This is a genomic window from Curtobacterium sp. Leaf261 (genome assembly GCF_001422205.1).
Taxonomy (GTDB): Bacteria; Actinomycetota; Actinomycetes; order Actinomycetales; family Microbacteriaceae; genus Curtobacterium.
In genome coordinates, this window is sequence record NZ_LMMJ01000001.1 from 339,648 (window position 1) to 355,213 (window position 15,566).

General features: G+C 72.6%; 16 protein-coding genes. 7 read left to right on the top strand and 9 right to left on the bottom strand.

Features of this window, described 5'->3' with window-relative positions:
• The first annotated feature begins 16 nt into the window (after positions 1-16).
• Positions 17-1,108 (top strand): LacI family DNA-binding transcriptional regulator, encoded by a 1,092-nt coding sequence (locus ASF23_RS01455; RefSeq protein ID WP_055949051.1) that lies wholly within the window; start codon positions 17-19, stop codon positions 1,106-1,108.
• Here ASF23_RS01455 and ASF23_RS01460 read toward each other — a convergent pair.
• From ASF23_RS01460 to ASF23_RS01480, 5 genes are read right to left on the bottom strand one after another with little or no spacing between them, the layout of a single operon-like run.
• On the bottom strand, positions 1,083-1,658 hold the full coding sequence (locus ASF23_RS01460) for a hypothetical protein (RefSeq protein ID WP_055947904.1): 576 nt from the start codon (positions 1,656-1,658) through the stop codon (positions 1,083-1,085). The two genes, ASF23_RS01455 and ASF23_RS01460, sit on opposite strands and share 26 nt — an antisense overlap.
• Positions 1,655-2,980, bottom strand: coding sequence for a DUF58 domain-containing protein (locus ASF23_RS01465; protein ID WP_055947906.1), 1,326 nt, complete (start codon positions 2,978-2,980; stop codon positions 1,655-1,657). The genes ASF23_RS01460 and ASF23_RS01465 overlap by 4 nt, the downstream gene beginning before the upstream one ends.
• Positions 2,977-3,993 (bottom strand): AAA family ATPase, encoded by a 1,017-nt coding sequence (locus ASF23_RS01470; RefSeq protein ID WP_055949055.1) that lies wholly within the window; start codon positions 3,991-3,993, stop codon positions 2,977-2,979. Before ASF23_RS01470 ends, ASF23_RS01465 begins: the two co-directional genes overlap by 4 nt.
• A 41-nt stretch (positions 3,994-4,034) precedes the next feature.
• Entirely contained in the window at positions 4,035-4,616 is a 582-nt protein-coding gene (locus ASF23_RS01475; RefSeq protein WP_156364033.1) for a hypothetical protein, read from the bottom strand.
• Positions 4,613-5,371, bottom strand: a complete 759-nt coding sequence (locus ASF23_RS01480) for a DUF4129 domain-containing protein (RefSeq protein ID WP_055947914.1) — start codon at positions 5,369-5,371, stop codon at positions 4,613-4,615. The genes ASF23_RS01475 and ASF23_RS01480 overlap by 4 nt, the downstream gene beginning before the upstream one ends.
• A gap of 138 nt (positions 5,372-5,509) precedes the next feature.
• On the opposite strand from ASF23_RS01480, the gene ASF23_RS01485 reads away from it, so the two are divergent.
• Entirely contained in the window at positions 5,510-7,300 is a 1,791-nt protein-coding gene (locus tag ASF23_RS01485) for a DEAD/DEAH box helicase (RefSeq protein WP_055947916.1), read from the top strand.
• A 176-nt stretch (positions 7,301-7,476) separates the two neighbouring features.
• Here the strand turns inward: ASF23_RS01485 and ASF23_RS01490 are convergent, their stop codons facing one another.
• The gene (locus tag ASF23_RS01490; RefSeq protein ID WP_055947919.1) at positions 7,477-8,718 is read right to left on the bottom strand and encodes an MFS transporter; all 1,242 of its coding nucleotides are present in this window, start codon (positions 8,716-8,718) and stop codon (positions 7,477-7,479) included.
• A 181-nt stretch (positions 8,719-8,899) separates the two neighbouring features.
• On the opposite strand from ASF23_RS01490, the gene ASF23_RS01495 reads away from it, so the two are divergent.
• The gene (locus ASF23_RS01495; protein ID WP_055947922.1) at positions 8,900-9,463 is read left to right on the top strand and encodes a GrpB family protein; all 564 of its coding nucleotides are present in this window, start codon (positions 8,900-8,902) and stop codon (positions 9,461-9,463) included.
• A gap of 6 nt (positions 9,464-9,469) precedes the next feature.
• Here ASF23_RS01495 and ASF23_RS01500 read toward each other — a convergent pair whose 3' ends face one another.
• Positions 9,470-10,462, bottom strand: a complete 993-nt coding sequence (locus ASF23_RS01500; protein ID WP_055947924.1) for a helix-turn-helix transcriptional regulator — start codon at positions 10,460-10,462, stop codon at positions 9,470-9,472.
• A 242-nt stretch (positions 10,463-10,704) separates the two neighbouring features.
• Here ASF23_RS01500 and ASF23_RS01505 point away from each other — a divergent pair, with 242 nt between their 5' ends.
• From ASF23_RS01505 to ASF23_RS01520, 4 genes are read left to right on the top strand one after another with little or no spacing between them, the layout of a single operon-like run.
• Positions 10,705-11,511 (top strand): GAF and ANTAR domain-containing protein, encoded by an 807-nt coding sequence (locus ASF23_RS01505; protein WP_082473697.1) that lies wholly within the window; start codon positions 10,705-10,707, stop codon positions 11,509-11,511.
• The gene (locus ASF23_RS01510) at positions 11,495-12,205 is read left to right on the top strand and encodes a GAF and ANTAR domain-containing protein (RefSeq protein ID WP_082473698.1); all 711 of its coding nucleotides are present in this window, start codon (positions 11,495-11,497) and stop codon (positions 12,203-12,205) included. The genes ASF23_RS01505 and ASF23_RS01510 overlap by 17 nt, the downstream gene beginning before the upstream one ends.
• A 7-nt stretch (positions 12,206-12,212) precedes the next feature.
• Positions 12,213-13,286, top strand: a complete 1,074-nt coding sequence (locus ASF23_RS01515; protein WP_442855004.1) for a fatty acid desaturase family protein — start codon at positions 12,213-12,215, stop codon at positions 13,284-13,286.
• A 28-nt stretch (positions 13,287-13,314) separates the two neighbouring features.
• Complete coding sequence (locus tag ASF23_RS01520) at positions 13,315-14,112, top strand: glycosyltransferase family 2 protein (protein WP_200919278.1); 798 nt, start codon at positions 13,315-13,317, stop codon at positions 14,110-14,112.
• Here the strand turns inward: ASF23_RS01520 and ASF23_RS01525 are convergent.
• Positions 14,098-14,730, bottom strand: a complete 633-nt coding sequence (locus ASF23_RS01525) for a hypothetical protein (protein WP_055947932.1) — start codon at positions 14,728-14,730, stop codon at positions 14,098-14,100. The two genes, ASF23_RS01520 and ASF23_RS01525, sit on opposite strands and share 15 nt — an antisense overlap.
• Positions 14,727-15,554, bottom strand: coding sequence for an ABC transporter permease (locus tag ASF23_RS01530; protein WP_200919279.1), 828 nt, complete (start codon positions 15,552-15,554; stop codon positions 14,727-14,729). The genes ASF23_RS01525 and ASF23_RS01530 overlap by 4 nt, the downstream gene beginning before the upstream one ends.
• Positions 15,555-15,566: the final 12 nt, after the last annotated feature.

The window sequence follows — 15,566 nt, forward strand, 5'->3', positions numbered from 1 at the left end:
CCGGTACGGTGTCCGCATGACGACACGACGCGCGGTGGCGGAGGCAGCGGGTGTGTCCGTCCGCACCGTCAGCAACGTCGTGACCGGCCACCACTACGTCGCCGACGACACCCGCGCCCGGGTGCTCCGTGCGATCGACGACCTCGGCTACCGACCGAGCGAGCTGGCCAGGAACCTCCGGCGCGGCCGCTCCGGGCTCCTCGGCCTCGTGCTCCCCGACCTCGACACCCCCTACTTCGCCGAGCTCACCCGCGCCTTCGTCGAGGAGGGCGCTCGCCGTGGGGTCACCGTCGTGATCGACCAGACCGACGGCGACCTCGCGCGGGAGCGGCAGCTCATCGACCGCCTCGGACCGGGGTCGGTGTTCGACGGACTCATCGTCGAGGCACTCGCCCTGCACGGCGACGACCTCGCGGACCTCGGCCCCGACCGTCCGCTGGTGTTCCTCGGCGAGAACGTGCTCGCCGGCCACGACCACGTCATGATCGACAACCGTCTGGCCGCGCGCGAGGCCGTCGAGCACCTCATCGCCGGCGGACGCCGGCGGATCGCCGCGATCGGTGCGCAGGCCGACCCCGGTGCTGGGCACCGGGGTCCCGGGACGGACGTGGCCGCCGGTGCGAGCACGTTCCGTCTCGACGGGTACCGGGACGCACTGGAGGCCGCGGGTGGCGTCGTCGACGAGACGCTCGTCGAGCAAGTGCCCGGGTTCCGTCGAGCGGACGGTGCCGCGGCGATGGCCCGGCTCCTCGACAGCGCGGATCCCCCGGACGCCGTGTTCTGCTTCTCCGACCCCCTGGCACTCGGCGCACTGCGGACCCTCCTCACCCGGGGCGTCGCCGTGCCGGACGACGTCGCCCTCGTCGGGTTCGACGACGTCGAGGACGGTCGGTACGCGACGCCCTCCCTCACGAGCATCAGCCCCGACAAGCGAGCGATCGCACGGCGCGCGCTCGACCTCGCCCTGGCGAAGATCGAGGGGCCGGAGGACGACGGCGAGTCGACCGCGTCGGGTTCGCGACGGGGCCGCGTCGTGCTCGCCCCACACCGCCTCGTCGTCCGTGAGAGCAGCGGTCCCGCGGTCACCGGTCCGTCGACGACGGCCTGAACACCGGCACGAGCAGCGAGACCGCCAGCCCGAGCAGGGCGATGCCACCGACGATCCCGATCCACACGGCCGCCGAGCCGGAGCCGGGAGCGCCGACGACCGGCCCGCCGGAGAGGACCGTCACGAGGACCGCGACCACCTGCGCGAACGCGTCGACCGCCGCGAACCGCAGCGCCGGCCGCCGGAGGGCTCGGAGCTGGACGCGTGCACCCCTCGGGATCCACGCGGCCAGGAACGACACAGCGAGGACGAGGTGCGTCGTCCCGATGACCACGGCGACCTGCCACGGCCCGGGAGCGGAGTCGTTCACGGCCGCGACGGCGATCTGGACGACCACGAGCGCGGCGAACGGCCCGCGGGGGAACACCGCACCAGCGACGACGAGTGCGAATGCCAGCGCCAGCCAGCCGCCCGACCCGACCGCGACGAACGCACCACCCGCACCGGCGACGACCCCGAGCGCGGTGACGCTCCATCCGGGGACCGTCCGGCCGACCATCGGCGCACCCCGGCCGACGGCCCCGCGGGCGAGGCGCACCGGGTCCGTCACCGGGTCCGCCGCGGTCGGCTGAGGAGTCGGAGCGCCACGGCCGGGCCGCCCGCGTGCGGTGCGTCCCAGCGGATGACGTCCACACCCGCGGCTCGCATCGTCGCCAGGCGCTCCTCGCGCTCGAGTGCGACGAGCTGGAACGCGGCTCGGTCCTGCCGGTTCGCCGTGGACAGGTCCGTCCGCGGGAGGACGTCGACGGCGACGACCCGGTGTCCTCGCCCGGCCCACGAGACCGCCATCGTCGAGGCGGCGTCGTCCACGAAGGTCGATGCGACGACCACGAGCGATGCCGTCGGGACGAGCGGCTCCCGCACGCGCTCCGTGACGTCCCCGCGTGCTGCCGCCGTCGCGATCGTGGACCGCAGCCGATCGAGCTGCCGTGTGCCGCCGCGGGGCTCGACGGACCGCGCGGCACCGCTCAGTGAGCGGAACCCGACGCGGTCCCCAGCGCCGATGTACGCCGTGGCGAGCGACGTCGCACACTCACGTCCGAGGTCGAGCGACCGCGACCCGCCCGAGGCACGGTGCGTGCCGGACCACTCCGTGACGTCCGCTGCCAGGTCGTCCCGGTCGTCGAGCACGATCACCACGAGGGCGTCGGCGGTGGCGAGGGTCCGCCGCACGTAGAGCTCGCCCGGATGCTGCGCGCGCCGTGCCGTCCGCCGCCAGTCGATGCGTCGGAGTCGGTCGCCGGGGGTGAAGAGCGCCACGTCGCGGAACGCACCGCCCTCCCCCGGTGTCGTCGAGTCGTGGGCCCCGGTGATGCCGAGGACCCGGAGCGGGATCGGCAGGTCCTCGAGTCGGAGGTGCGGTGGTGGGACGACGGTGCCGGCGGTCGGACCCGCCGTCGGTGGGCTCACGTGGAGTCCTCCGTCCGCCATCGCGGACACGTGGACCCGCGCGATCTCCTGCGGACCCGAGTGCGTCACGGGGACCGTCCCGGCGAGGCGCTCGGCACTCCTCCGGTCGACGACCACACGGTGCCGCCGGTCGTCCGCGGTCACGACGGACAGTGCGACCGCCTCGACCGAGCTCGGCACGTCGACCCGGAGCCGGTAGGACACCCCCGCACCGGCGTCCGGCAGCCCCAGCGCGAGGCCGGAGCGCAGCTCCTCGGGGAGGGTCCGCCGACGCGCTCCGAGGGCGACCGTCCCGAACACCGGCAGGGCCACGAGCGCGAAGAGCGGACGGTGCGTCAGGAGCGCGAGTGCCGCCAGGAACGTCCCGGCGACGATCGCGAACGCGACCGTCGGCTGCAACACCCACCGCGTCGGTGCGGACGCGACCCGCTCGTCGACGTGGGGAGCGTCGTCGACGCTCACCGGGCCTCCCGTCCGACGTCGCCTGCGCGACCAACGCGTGCCCCCACGCCGTCGCGGTCCCTGCCGACCGTCGGTGGTCCAGCCACCTGCGCGACGGCCGAGCGGACGACCTCGGCGGGGTCCACGCCGTTCGCCCACGCCTGCGGAGTGAGGGAGATCCGGTGGGTGAGCACCGGGCCGGCCGCGGCCTTGACGTCCTCCGGGAGCACGAAGTCGCGGGCATCGAGGACCGCGCGGGCACGCGCCACGAGCATCAGCGCCTGCGCTCCCCGCGGGGAGGCGCCGACCTGCACGTCCCGGTGTGCGCGCGTCGCTCCGGCGAGGTCCACGCAGTACCGGGCGATGTCGGCGTCGACGTGCACGCGCTCGACCGCGGCCTGCATGCGGAGGAGCTGGCCGGCGGTGACGACGCCCGCCACGGTCGCCACCTCCGCGGCGCGGTCGACCCGGTTCATCAGCACCCGCTGCTCGTCCTCTGGGGACGGGTAGCCGACGGCGAGCCGGACCATGAACCGGTCGAGCTGCGCCTCGGGCAGGGCGTAGGTGCCCTCGTACTCGATCGGGTTGGCGGTGGCGATGACGTGGAAGGGCCTGGGGAGCGGGAACGCCTCGCCCTCGACGGTCACCTGGCCCTCGGCCATCGCCTCGAGGAGCGCGGACTGGGTCTTCGGCGGCGTGCGGTTGATCTCGTCGGCGAGGAACAGCCCGGTGAAGACCGGACCCGGCCGGAACACGAACTCGCTCGTCGCCGGGGCGAAGAGGAACGAGCCCGTGATGTCCGCCGGCAGGAGGTCCGGCGTGCACTGGAGTCGTCGGAAGTCGAGGCCGGACGCGGCGGCGAGGCTCCTGGCGGCGAGCGTCTTGCCGAGCCCCGGGACGTCCTCGAAGAGCACGTGACCGCCGGCGAGCAGCGTGGCGAGGGCCAGCTCGAGCGAGTCGCGCATGCCGACCACCGCGGTCCCGACGGCGTCGAGCACGGCACGGCCGAGGTCGGCGACCTCGGCGACGCTCATCGGGGGCTCGGCGGGTGGGTCCTGCGGTGTGCTGGTGTCGGTCACGGTTTCCTCTCGACGGTCCTGGCGGCGGTGCGGTCGGCGATCTGGGCGGTGGTGCGGTCAGTCGTGCCGGTAGAGGTGCGGTCGGCGGTCCCGGCGCTCGTGCTCCCGATCACCTCGACGGCGGTGAGCACTGCGGTGAACGAGCCGAGGTCGAGCTCCGGCCGCGTGGTGCGGGTCAGCACGTCGTACGGGCCGGCTCCGACGATCATGACGATCCGATCGCGGTCGAGCGGGTCGTCGAGGTCCAACCCGATCGCCGCGAGCCGCCGACGCGCCACAGCCCGGAGCCGGAGGATCACCCGCTCCGGCACCCCGCCCCGCGATCGGAGCGCCCACCCGAGCGACTGCACGTCCTTGCGCGCGCCGGGCGTGGACCGGACCGGCTCGACCGGCCACCCGAGCGGACCGTCCTCGCGGAGCGCGACGAACGTCACGCCGACCGCGATGACCGCGGCGACGACCATCAGCGCCTGCGGCACCGACAGCCCGAAGAACCAGAGCAGGCCGCCGACGACGACGCCGGTGACGACGACGCCGACGACCCGGCGTCCGTCGATCCCGTTCCGCACCCGGTTCACGGGCGGGCTCCCCCGGTCGCGCTCCACTGCAGGTCGAGCGTCCGGAGCGCCTCCCGCGCGCGCTCCACGTCCGCCGGGGACGCGACCACGCCGCCGAAACGCACCGATGCGTAGAGGCGCCGGAGCGTCTCGAGGGCGCCCGGGTCGACGTCGAGCCGTCGGAGTATCCGCGCGGTGAACTCGGTCGGGGTCTCGGCCGCGCCCCGACGGAAACCGGCGTCCTCCGCGGACTCCTGCAGGCCGAGCCACGCCTCGGTGATGGCGTCCGACGGTGTCCGAGCATCGTCGAGCACGCCGAGCGCTCGCCGGAGACCGCGTCGCATGGCGGCGGTGCCCTCGGTGAGCGAGGGCTCGGCGGGGTCGGCACCGACGCCCACGGACAGCCCGTCGACGAGGAGCGCAGGAGCGGGACCGCGGCGTCGCGCACGACGACGCAGGAGCCACACGACGAGGATCGCGATCACCCCGAGCACGAGGACCCCGGCGACGACGAGGAGCCACCTCAGGTCGAGGGTCCCGCCGGTGCCGGCGCCCAGCCGCTGCGGCGCGACGGTCGCGGACGGGGTGTCCGACGGCAGCGGTTCCGGACGGACGGTCTGCTGCGGCAGGTCCGGGGACCACCGCGGACCGGAGAACACCAGCGGTCTGCCGAGCGTCGCCCCGAGCACCACGACGACACCGAGCACGATCCCGACGGCTCCGGTCAGGACCCGCCGCAGACGGAACCCGTCCCCACGCTCGTCGTCGACCCGCATGCGAGCACGCTACCCCGCCGGAGTGCTCGCGCCGTCTCCGTGGCCGGCGGCCGCGCACTCCCCGCGCCCGCGAGTCCCGCGGGTCCCGCGAGGCACCCCGAGTACGCGCGAACGGCCCACACCCAGTACCGTTCTCCCATGAGCAACGACACGAACGCCCGAACCGAGGCGACCACGGACGAGGCCGACAGCGCCCCCGTGACCACCTTCACCGACCTCGGGCTGAGTGACGCCGTCCTCAAGGCCGTCAAGGACATCGGCTACGAGACCCCCTCGGCCATCCAGGCCGCCACCATCCCGACCCTGCTCGACGGCCGCGACGTCGTCGGCCTCGCCCAGACCGGCACCGGCAAGACGGCGGCGTTCGCGCTGCCGATCCTCTCCCGCCTCGACGTCAGCCAGAAGGCCCCGCAGGCACTCGTCCTCTCCCCCACCCGTGAGCTCGCGCTCCAGGTGTGCGAGGCGTTCGAGCAGTACGCGGCGCACATGCGCGGCGTGCACGTGCTCCCCGTCTACGGCGGCCAGGCCTACGGCGTCCAGCTGTCCGCCCTCCGCCGCGGCGTCCACGTCGTCGTCGGCACCCCCGGCCGGATCATGGACCACATCGCCAAGGGCACGCTCGACCTGTCCGAGCTCAAGTACCTCGTGCTCGACGAGGCCGACGAGATGCTCAAGATGGGCTTCGCCGAGGACGTCGAGACGATCCTCGCCGAGACCCCGGACGACAAGCAGGTCGCGCTGTTCTCGGCGACGATGCCCGCGCAGATCCGCCGCATCTCGAAGCAGTACCTCGACGACCCGGCCGAGATCACCGTCAAGCAGAAGACCACGACGTCGGCGAACACCACGCAGCGCTACCTCATGGTGTCGTACCCGCAGAAGGTCGACGCCCTGACCCGGATCCTCGAGGTGGAGAACTTCGAGGGCATGATCGTCTTCGTCCGCACCAAGAGCGAGACCGAGACGCTCGCCGAGAAGCTCCGGGCCCGCGGGTACTCCGCAGCGGCGATCAGCGGTGACGTCGCCCAGGCGCAGCGCGAGCGCACTGTCAACCAGCTGAAGTCCGGCAAGCTCGACATCCTCGTCGCGACCGACGTCGCCGCCCGCGGTCTCGACGTCGACCGCATCAGCCACGTCGTGAACTACGACATCCCGATCGACACCGAGTCCTACGTGCACCGCATCGGCCGCACCGGGCGCGCCGGCCGGAGCGGTGCGGCGATCAGCTTCGTCACGCCCCGCGAGCGCCGTCTGCTCGGCGCCATCGAGAAGGCCACCCGCCAGCCGCTCACCCAGATGCAGCTGCCGACGGTCGAGGACGTCAACGTCACCCGCCTGACCCGCTTCGACGACGCGATCACGGCCGCGCTCGAGCAGCAGGACCGCATCTCGGCGTTCCGCGACATCATCGCGCACTACGTCGAGCACCACGACGTGCCGGAGAACGACGTCGCGGCGGCCCTCGCGGTCGTGGCGCAGGGCGACGAGCCGCTGCTCCTCGACCCCGCCACCGAGCGCCAGCGTCGCGCCGCCGAGGACCGCGGCCCGCGCGTGTTCGACCGCGATGACCAGTCCGGTGGCCGAGGCGACCGCAGCGACCGCGGTGACCGTCCGGAGCGCCGTCGTTCGAGCCAGCCGATGGCGCCGTACCGGATCGAGGTCGGTCGACGTCACCGCGTCGAGCCGCGGCAGATCGTCGGCGCGCTCGCGAACGAGGGCGGACTCGGCCGCGACGACTTCGGGCAGATCCAGATCCGCCCGGACTTCTCGATCGTGGAGCTCCCGGCGTCGATGGACCCCGGTGTGCTCGACCGCCTCCGCGACACCCGGATCAGCGGTGTGCTCATCGCCATCCGGCCGGACCGCCGGGGCGCACCCCGCCGTGCCGACGACCGCGACGACCGTCCGGAGCGGAAGCCGCGCCACTAGCAAGCATCACGGTCGCCCTCCGGACGGTCGAGCATGCACGAACGCGGGGTCTGACCGAGGTCGGACCCCGCGTTCGTGCATCCTCATCGAAGGACCGGACAGGACCGGACCGGACCGGACCGGACCGCGTTCCGGACTGGAGGGACGGTGCCAGCTGGTGCCGTGCCTCCCGTCCGTCAGGCGCGTGCGCCGAGCGCTGCCGTCGCCGCTCTGCGGGTCAGGAGCAGGTTCGCGACAGCCGCGAGCACCACGATCGCCGCCGCGACCGCGGGGAGCGTCATCGCGGCTGGCGTCCCGAGACGCTCGGCGACCTCGCCGGTGACCGCCGACGCGATCGACTGGCCGACGATGACCGCCGAGCCGAGGATCGTCATGGTCGTCGCCGAGCGCCCCACCGGTGAACGGTCCGAGCCGAGGCTGTACTGCGACACCAGCGTCGGACCGATGCCCACGCCCATCACCGCGAGCACGATCGCGACGGCGAGGACGGACCCCGCCGTGGCGAAGGCGATCGCACCGCCGAGCAGCACCGCCCCGAACACGAACCACCGCCAGCCGAGCGCGAACCGCTCCGGGAACGCCGCCGAGCCGAGTGCGAGTCCCGCAGACCCGATGCCCATGAGCCCGTAGAGCAGTCCCGCCCGCGCTGGTTCGCCCTGGTCCCCCATGAACGCGGTGAGCGACGTCAGGGTCGCTCCGAAGAAGAGTCCGACTCCGAGGATCCCGACGACGACGGCCACGAGCGCCGGTCGGAGGAGCTCCCGGGCAGGCGCCTGCACCGACTCGGCGCTGTGGCCGACCGCGAGCCGGCCGGTGGGGTGGAGCGCGAACGCCGTGACGAACACGAACGTCAGCGCGGCGGCACCCGCGAGGGCGACCCACGGCGCGATCGCGCTCGCGAGCAGCCCGACGAGGAACGGACCGATGATGAACACCGTCTCGTCGGCGGCGGACTCGTACGCCATGGTGCCGCTCAGGGTCCGTTCACGACGCTCCGGGGCGAGCCGGGTCCGGATGATCGCGACGAGCCGCGTGCGCGACATCGGGGCGACCTGGGGCGCGGACGCCCCGATGAGGAACGACATCGCCAGCACCGCGACGTCGGGCGACCCGCTCTGGACCACGAGTGGCAGGAGAGCGAGGAGGACCCCGTTGACGATGCCGATCGGCACGAGGACACGGCGCTGCCCGAGTCGGTCGGCCGCGGCACCGAGCATCGGGCCGAAGAGCGCCGACCCGATGCCGACGAACGCGGAGTTCACACCGCCGAGTGAGAGCGATCCGCGTTCCGCGACGACGAGCGTCAGGACACCGACGACCATCATCGCGAACGGGAGCCTGGCGATGAACGCCACGGGGAAGTAGGTGCGGCCGGCGTGCGCGATGAGGGAGCCGCCGGCGGGACGGGTGTGGAGCATGGGTCGGTGCCTCAGGGCCCGGCAGTCGTGGCGGGCCTCGTGTCGGGGTGCCGCCGTGGTCCGACGAACTGTGCTCGACGGCCGGTAGATACACGCTGGGTGTTCGAACTGCGACGCCATCCTACCCGGGCGGTGGGGACGGGGACGGGGACGGGAGACGGGGTCAGGGTAGCGTTGCGGCGTGGTCGAGGTCGTCGAGTACCGATCGTCGTGGCCGGCGCGGTACATGCAGCTCCGGGAGGCCTACGCCGAAGCACTCTTCGCCGCCGACGTTCCGTGCCTGAGCATCGAGCACGTGGGCAGCACCTCGGTTCCCGGGCTGGCCGCGAAGCCCGTGATCGACATCGACGTCGTGGTCGCTGTCGAGCACGTCGAAGGAGCCACGGAGGCTCTGGCACGGATCGGTTTCACCCCGCTCGGGGACCTCGGCATACCGGGCCGGGCGGCCCTCGTGACCCCGGAACGGTTCGCGCCGAGCAACACGTCGGTGATGGTCGACGGCTCGCTCCCGTTGCGGAACCACCTCGCAGTCCGGAGCGTCCTGCGCGCAGACCCAGAGCTCCGCGACGAGTACGCGACCGTGAAGCGCCGGGCGGCGGGATCGGCGGTGGACATCGACGACTACCTGCGGCGCAAGAGCGACGTCCTCGAGCGGATCCTCGAGCGGGCGGGACTGTCCGACGCGGACCGGGCGGCGATCGCGGCGACCACGCGGAGCATCGTCGAGCGGGGGGCCGCCGGATGACTCCGGTCAGCCTCGGAGCGTGGCGCTCGGCAGCTCGTCGAACCGAGCCCGGTACGCCGCCGAGAACCGTCCGAGGTGCACGAACCCCCACCGCGCCGCGGTCGTGCTCACCGAGTCGTACGGTCGTGCCGGTGACGACGCTCTGCCGATGCTCGAGCGGAGCAGGTCCCGCCGGACGTTGCCGAGTCGGACGTTCCGCAGGTAGTCGTGCGGCGTGGTGCTGAGGTCGCGCTGGAACGCCTGCTGCAACCCCCTCGCCGAGAGCCCGACCGCGGCCGCGATGTCCTCGGTGCTGATCGGGAGACCGGCGGACGCCTCGATGTAGTCCATCGCGCGCTGCACACGCGGGGCCCGGACGGGTCGGTCGAACGCCGGCACCGGTGCCCACCGGGGGAAGGTCCGGACGGTCGCCTCGGCCAGTTCCCGGTTGCACGCCCGGCGGGCCCGTCCGGTCATCGAAGCGACGGGCTCGAGCAGTGCGACCGCGGCGGTCCGCACGGATGCCGTCCAGCCGGCGAGCTGTTCGTCGGCGGGCACCGCGCCCGCGATCGAGCCGCTCGGCGCGCTCCCCGGCATGCCTGCGTCGGCAGCGACCCGGTCCAGGAAGTCCGCGCGGAAGTGCACGTGGTTCTGTCGCGCATCGTCGAGATGCAGGACGACCCGACCCGGAGGGAGCATCACCGGGCGGCCCGTCGTGAGCGGCGTCTCGAACCCGCCGATGCCGACCGACCCCGCACCCGCCGTGAGCCAGAGGACGACGTACTGGTCGCCGAAGTCGAACGGCCCCGAGACGAGGGCACTGATCGCCGACGACTGGAGCGACACGTCCGCGTCGCCCGTCGTGCCGGAGCGGAACCGGAAGGCCGAGCGTGTCGGGATCAGCTCCACCTCGGCCCCGGCGTACCGGCGGAGGAGGACCTTCGCGCGATCGGGGTCGTCCGTGTCGAACCTCGCGGAGAAGGCCCCCGTCGTGGCGGATGGTGACAGCTGGTCACCCATGGGGAGCCTCCTGTCGACATCGGATCGGGGATCCGGCGACCGAGGTCCGGGGCGGCCGTGATGGAGAGTATGCCCGGCGCGCTCGATCCCGCAAGGGGCTTCCTCGTGCGGGGAAGTGTCGGCGGGTCCGTCGGCGCGGTAGGTTGTACACCGCAGGCACCCGGACCCAGCGCGCTGCACATCGAAGCTGGGACGAGGGAGTGCACCCATGCAGGACACGTGCGAGCGGTGCAGACGCCGCCATGAGTGACTTCGTCGTCGCGGCCGCGGCGTTGCAGGCCGCCGGCACGGATGCCGATCTGTCGCCGCCGTTCATCGCGGCGCTGCGGGTCTCCGGCGTGAGCATCTCGACGCTGGCGGAACCGTTCGACACGGAGACCGTCTCCGCGAGCAGCGCCCGCGCGGCGCTCCTCGACGAGATCCAGCTCGACCTCGGCGAGGGTCCATGCTGGGAGGCGATGCGCACCGATCGTCCGGTCCTGACACCGGACGTCAGATCGGCCGTGTCGGACCGCTGGCCGACGGCACTGCTCGCGCTCCAGCACGCGGACTTCCGCGGGGTGTTCGCGTTCCCCATGCGGATCGGCACCATCCGCGTCGGAGCCGTCGACCTGTACACCGATGCCGCCGCCGACCCGACCGAGGCGTTCGTCTCCGACGCGACCGCACTGGCCGGCATCGCCGCACGACACGTGTTGCACCGGGCGCTCCGTGCCGTGGAGCGCGCGGACACCGGTGACCTGCCGGCGGGTGAGTACTCTCGACGTGAGATCCACCAGGCATCCGGGATGATCGCGGCGCAGCTGTCCGTCACCGTCGAGGATGCCCTCCTGATCCTCCGGGGGCACGCGTTCAGCTCGGACCGGTCGGTCAGCCAGATCGCCGCGGACGTCGTGTCCCGCACACTGGACTTCACAGCCCCCGACGTATCCTCGCGGAACGCATCCGGATCCGGTTCCGCATCCGGGTCCGGATCCGAGGGACCATCTGCACCACCCACGGCCTCCGAGAGCCAACCAGGGAGCACCGATCATGACCCAGACACGTGAGCACCGCCTCGTCGACACGTTCGTGCGTCTCACCGACACGCTCGTGGCCGACTACGACGTCGTCGATCTGCTCCAGCGCCTCGTGGACGAGGCGACGGAGCTGTTCGATGCGCAGGCCGCCGGGATCCTGCTGGCCAACGACGACCACGTCCTCGAGGTCGTCGCGTCCACGAGCGAGCGGAGCAACTTCATCGGGTTGCTCCAGTTGACGTCTGGAGAGGGACCCTGCGTCGAGGCGTTCACGACCGGCCGCGCGGTGTCGGTCGTCGACACCGCCGAGATGCAGCGCCGCTGGCCGGTCTTCGCCGAGGCGTCCCGGGAGTCCGGCTACGCGTCGGTCCACTCCATCCCGCTCCGACTGCGGGACGCCACGCTCGGATCGATGAACCTGTTCCGCGAGACCGAGGGCGCCCTCAACGAGGAGGACGCCCGTGCGGCGCAGGCGCTCACCGACGTCGCGACGATCAGCATCCTGCAGCAGCGTGTCCTCGAGCACGCGACCGTCGCGCAGGAGCAGCTGCAGCGCGCGCTCGACAGCCGCGTCGTCATCGAGCAGGCGAAGGGGTTCCTCGCACACACGCGACAGGTCGACATGGACGAGGCGTTCCGCATCCTCCGCGGGCACGCGCGCTCGAACCGGCTCCCGCTCGGCGACGTCGCCCGCGCCGTGGTCAGCCACGAGCTGGAGCTCTGACCCCGTGGTGGACGCCGGATGGCTCCGCACCGGCCCCCGGGTCGGAGCACAGCGAGGCACGTCGTCCTACTCGGAGCTGCTCCGCCGTGCCAAGGCCGAGGGGCTCATGGGCCGCCGCACCGGCTGGTACTGGACCGTGTTCGCGGTCCTCGTCGCCGGGCTCGCGAGCGCGTGGACGGCCTTCTCGATGCTCGGCGACAGCTGGTGGCAGCTGCTCGTGGCCGGCGGACTCGGCGTGCTGTTCACCCAGTTCGCGTTCCTCTCGCACGAGGCCGCGCACCGACAGGTCTTCGCGTCGAACGCCTGGAACGACCGGGCCGCCCGCTACGGCGGCACGTTCCTCGCGGGCATCAGCTACGCGTGGTGGATGAACAAGCACACCAGGCACCACGGCAACCCGAACACCGTGGGCCGTGACCCCGACATCTCCTTCGACGCGATCTCGTTCCGCGAGGAGGACGCCCGCAGCCGCACCGGGTTGCTCCGCGTCCTCGTCCGTGTGCAGGGGTACGCGTTCTTCCCGATGCTGCTGCTCGAGGGCGCGAACCTGCACTGGCAGTCGATCCGCACGTACCTCACCGGGACGGGGGTGCGAGGCCGATGGTCGGAGGGCAGCGTGTTCCTCGTGCGGTTCGTGCTCTACCTCGGGGTGCTGTTCTGGTTCCTCCCGCCGGGGCTCGCGGCGACGTTCCTCGGCGTCCAGCTCGCGGTGTTCGGCTTCTACATGGGGATCGCGTTCGCGCCGAACCACAAGGGCATGCCGATCATCGAGCACGACCAGAAGGTCGACTTCTTCAGCCGTCAGGTCCTCACGTCCCGGAACATCCACGGCGGGCGGTGGGTCGAGTACTTCATGGGCGGCCTGGACCACCAGGTCGAACACCACCTGTTCCCGAACATGGCCCGGCCGAACCTCCGCGCCGCCCGCATCCTCGTCCGCGAGTTCTGCGCCGAGCGGGACGTGCCGTACACCGAGACGAGCCTGGTCCACTCGTACGTGATCGTCGTGCGGTACCTCAACCGTGTCGGGCTCGCGGCACGCGACCCCTTCGCCTGTCCGATGGTCGAGCAGTATCGCTGACACGGCGGGCGCCTCGCACACGCTGCACGTGACCGTGGTCGTCCCCGTGCTCGACGACGCCGACCAGCTCCGGACATGCCTCGCCGCCCTCGCCGCTCAGACCCGTCCCGCTGACGAGGTGATCGTCGTCGACAACGGGAGTTCCGACGGCAGTGCCGACGTGGCGCTGGCTGCCGGGGCGACTGTGCTCCACGAACCGGTCCGCGCGATCGGCGCTGCCGCGGCCCGCGGGTACGACGCCGCGCGCGGGGAGCTCATCGCGCGGATCGACTCCGACACGGTGGTGCCCGCGGACTGGATCGAACGAGCCGTCGCGTGGTTCGACGACCCGATGGTCGCCGCGGTGACGGGACCCGGGCACTTCCGCGGGCTCGGTCCACTCGCGAGCCTGTTCTGGCAGGCCGCCTACATGCGCGCCTACTTCCTGCTCATGACGGCGGCACTCGCCCGTCCGCCGCTCTTCGGCTCGAACATGCTCCTCACCGCTGCGGTCTGGCGTGCCGTCCGGGGCCGGGTGCACCGTGCCGATCCGCTCGTGCACGACGACGTCGACCTCGCCTTCCAGCTGGATCCGGCTTGGCGGACCGTGCTCGACCGTTCGCTCGCGGTCTCGGTGTCGGGGTCCCCGGTGCGGGATGCGTCGGGGTTGGTGCTCCGGGTCCGCAAGGCGTACCGCACCATCCGGCTCGCCGGCGTCCGTGGTGTGCCGACCCTCCGGTTCCTCCGGCGGCTCGCCGCGGGGCCCCGCACGCCACCGCCGATCCTGGCACCCGAGCCCGGTCCCCACGTGACCGATCCGGATCCGGAACCGTCACGGCCGACCTGACCCGTCCCTCCATTCCGAGCGCAGCGCGTCGGTCTCCTCGCTCACTCGCCGCGCCAGATCGCGCTGCGCCGGGTCGGACCGGGCGGCCGCCTCGCTGAGCGCCCGCATCCGTGACACGGCGCTCCCGGCAGGATCGACCGCGCCGACGCGCGCGAACCCGCGCTCGAGCAGTCCGTCGACGTCGCCCCGGCCGCGCGCGACGGCCTTCACCGCGGCGACGACGTTCATCAACGCGCTCTCGGCCGGCGACCATGTCGCGCTCGCGACCGACCGCTCGAACGTGCCGACGATCTCGAGGTCCAGGCGCCAGGCGAGCGGCCACCCGGCGAACCGCACGAACACCAGGCGGCGGTTCCGCTGGCCGGCGGAGTCGGGGTCGACGCGGACGGACTCGACCGGGTCCACCGATGCCAGGAGCTCCGGGAGCGCTCGGAACGCCGCGTCGCCCTCCTCGCCGACGGACCAACGGAGATCGATGTCGCTGTGCGCGTCGGCGGTGCCTGACGCGATCGATCCGAGCACCTCGGTCGTCGAGCGCCCCCGTGACGAGGACCCGCGCCATCCGGCGAGGACACCCCGGACCGACGTCACGAGTGCGGACCGGTCTCGGACAGTCATGCTCCGGGACTCGTGTAGTGCCGGGACTGCCGCATGAAGAACCACCAGCCGACGACGAGCAGCAGCGGCCCGGCGAGCGGAGCGACGGCCGCGAACCACACCGGTACGAGCAGCTCTGCCGTTTTGCCGAGCACGATCGTCGCGGGGAGGTAGGCCACGAACGCGAGCGGCAGCGCGAAGGTCAGCGCGAAGACCCCGGCCGGACCGAACACGGGCAGCGGGTACGCCCCGAAGTCCGTGAACGTGTTGTCGACCGTCACCTTGAGGTCCCGCGTCGACCCGAGCCGGAACGACAGGCCGGCGAGCCCGATCTGCAGCCCGGCCTCGACGAGCCCGCCACCGACGACCGCCGCGACGGTGAGGACCACGAGCCCCGGGGTCCAGTCGATGGGTGCGAGACCGATGGCCGTCCCGAGGATGCCGAACCCGAGCGCCAGGTCGCCGAGTGTCCCGAGGTTGAAGTACCGGGTCAACAGCTGCACGAGCGGACTCACGGGCCGGAGGAGGAACCGGTCGTACTCCCCGAGCCGGATGACCGAGTCGGTCGCGAGGTGCTGCCCGAACAGGGACGTCCCCACACCGTGCGCGGTGAGTCGCAGCCCGTAGAGGAACGCGATCTGCGCCGTCGACCAGCCGGCGATGACCCCGAACCGGTCGAGGAGCACCCCGATGAAGAGCAGCTGGGTCCCCTGCAGCGCGGCGCTGCCCGCCACCATCAGCACGAGGTTCCCCCGGTGGATGATGCTCGACCGGAACGCCGCACCGAGCAGGATCCGCCATTGGCCCAGTCGGCCGGGAGGCGCGGCTCGGCTCTGTTGGACCACGGTCGCGCCCGC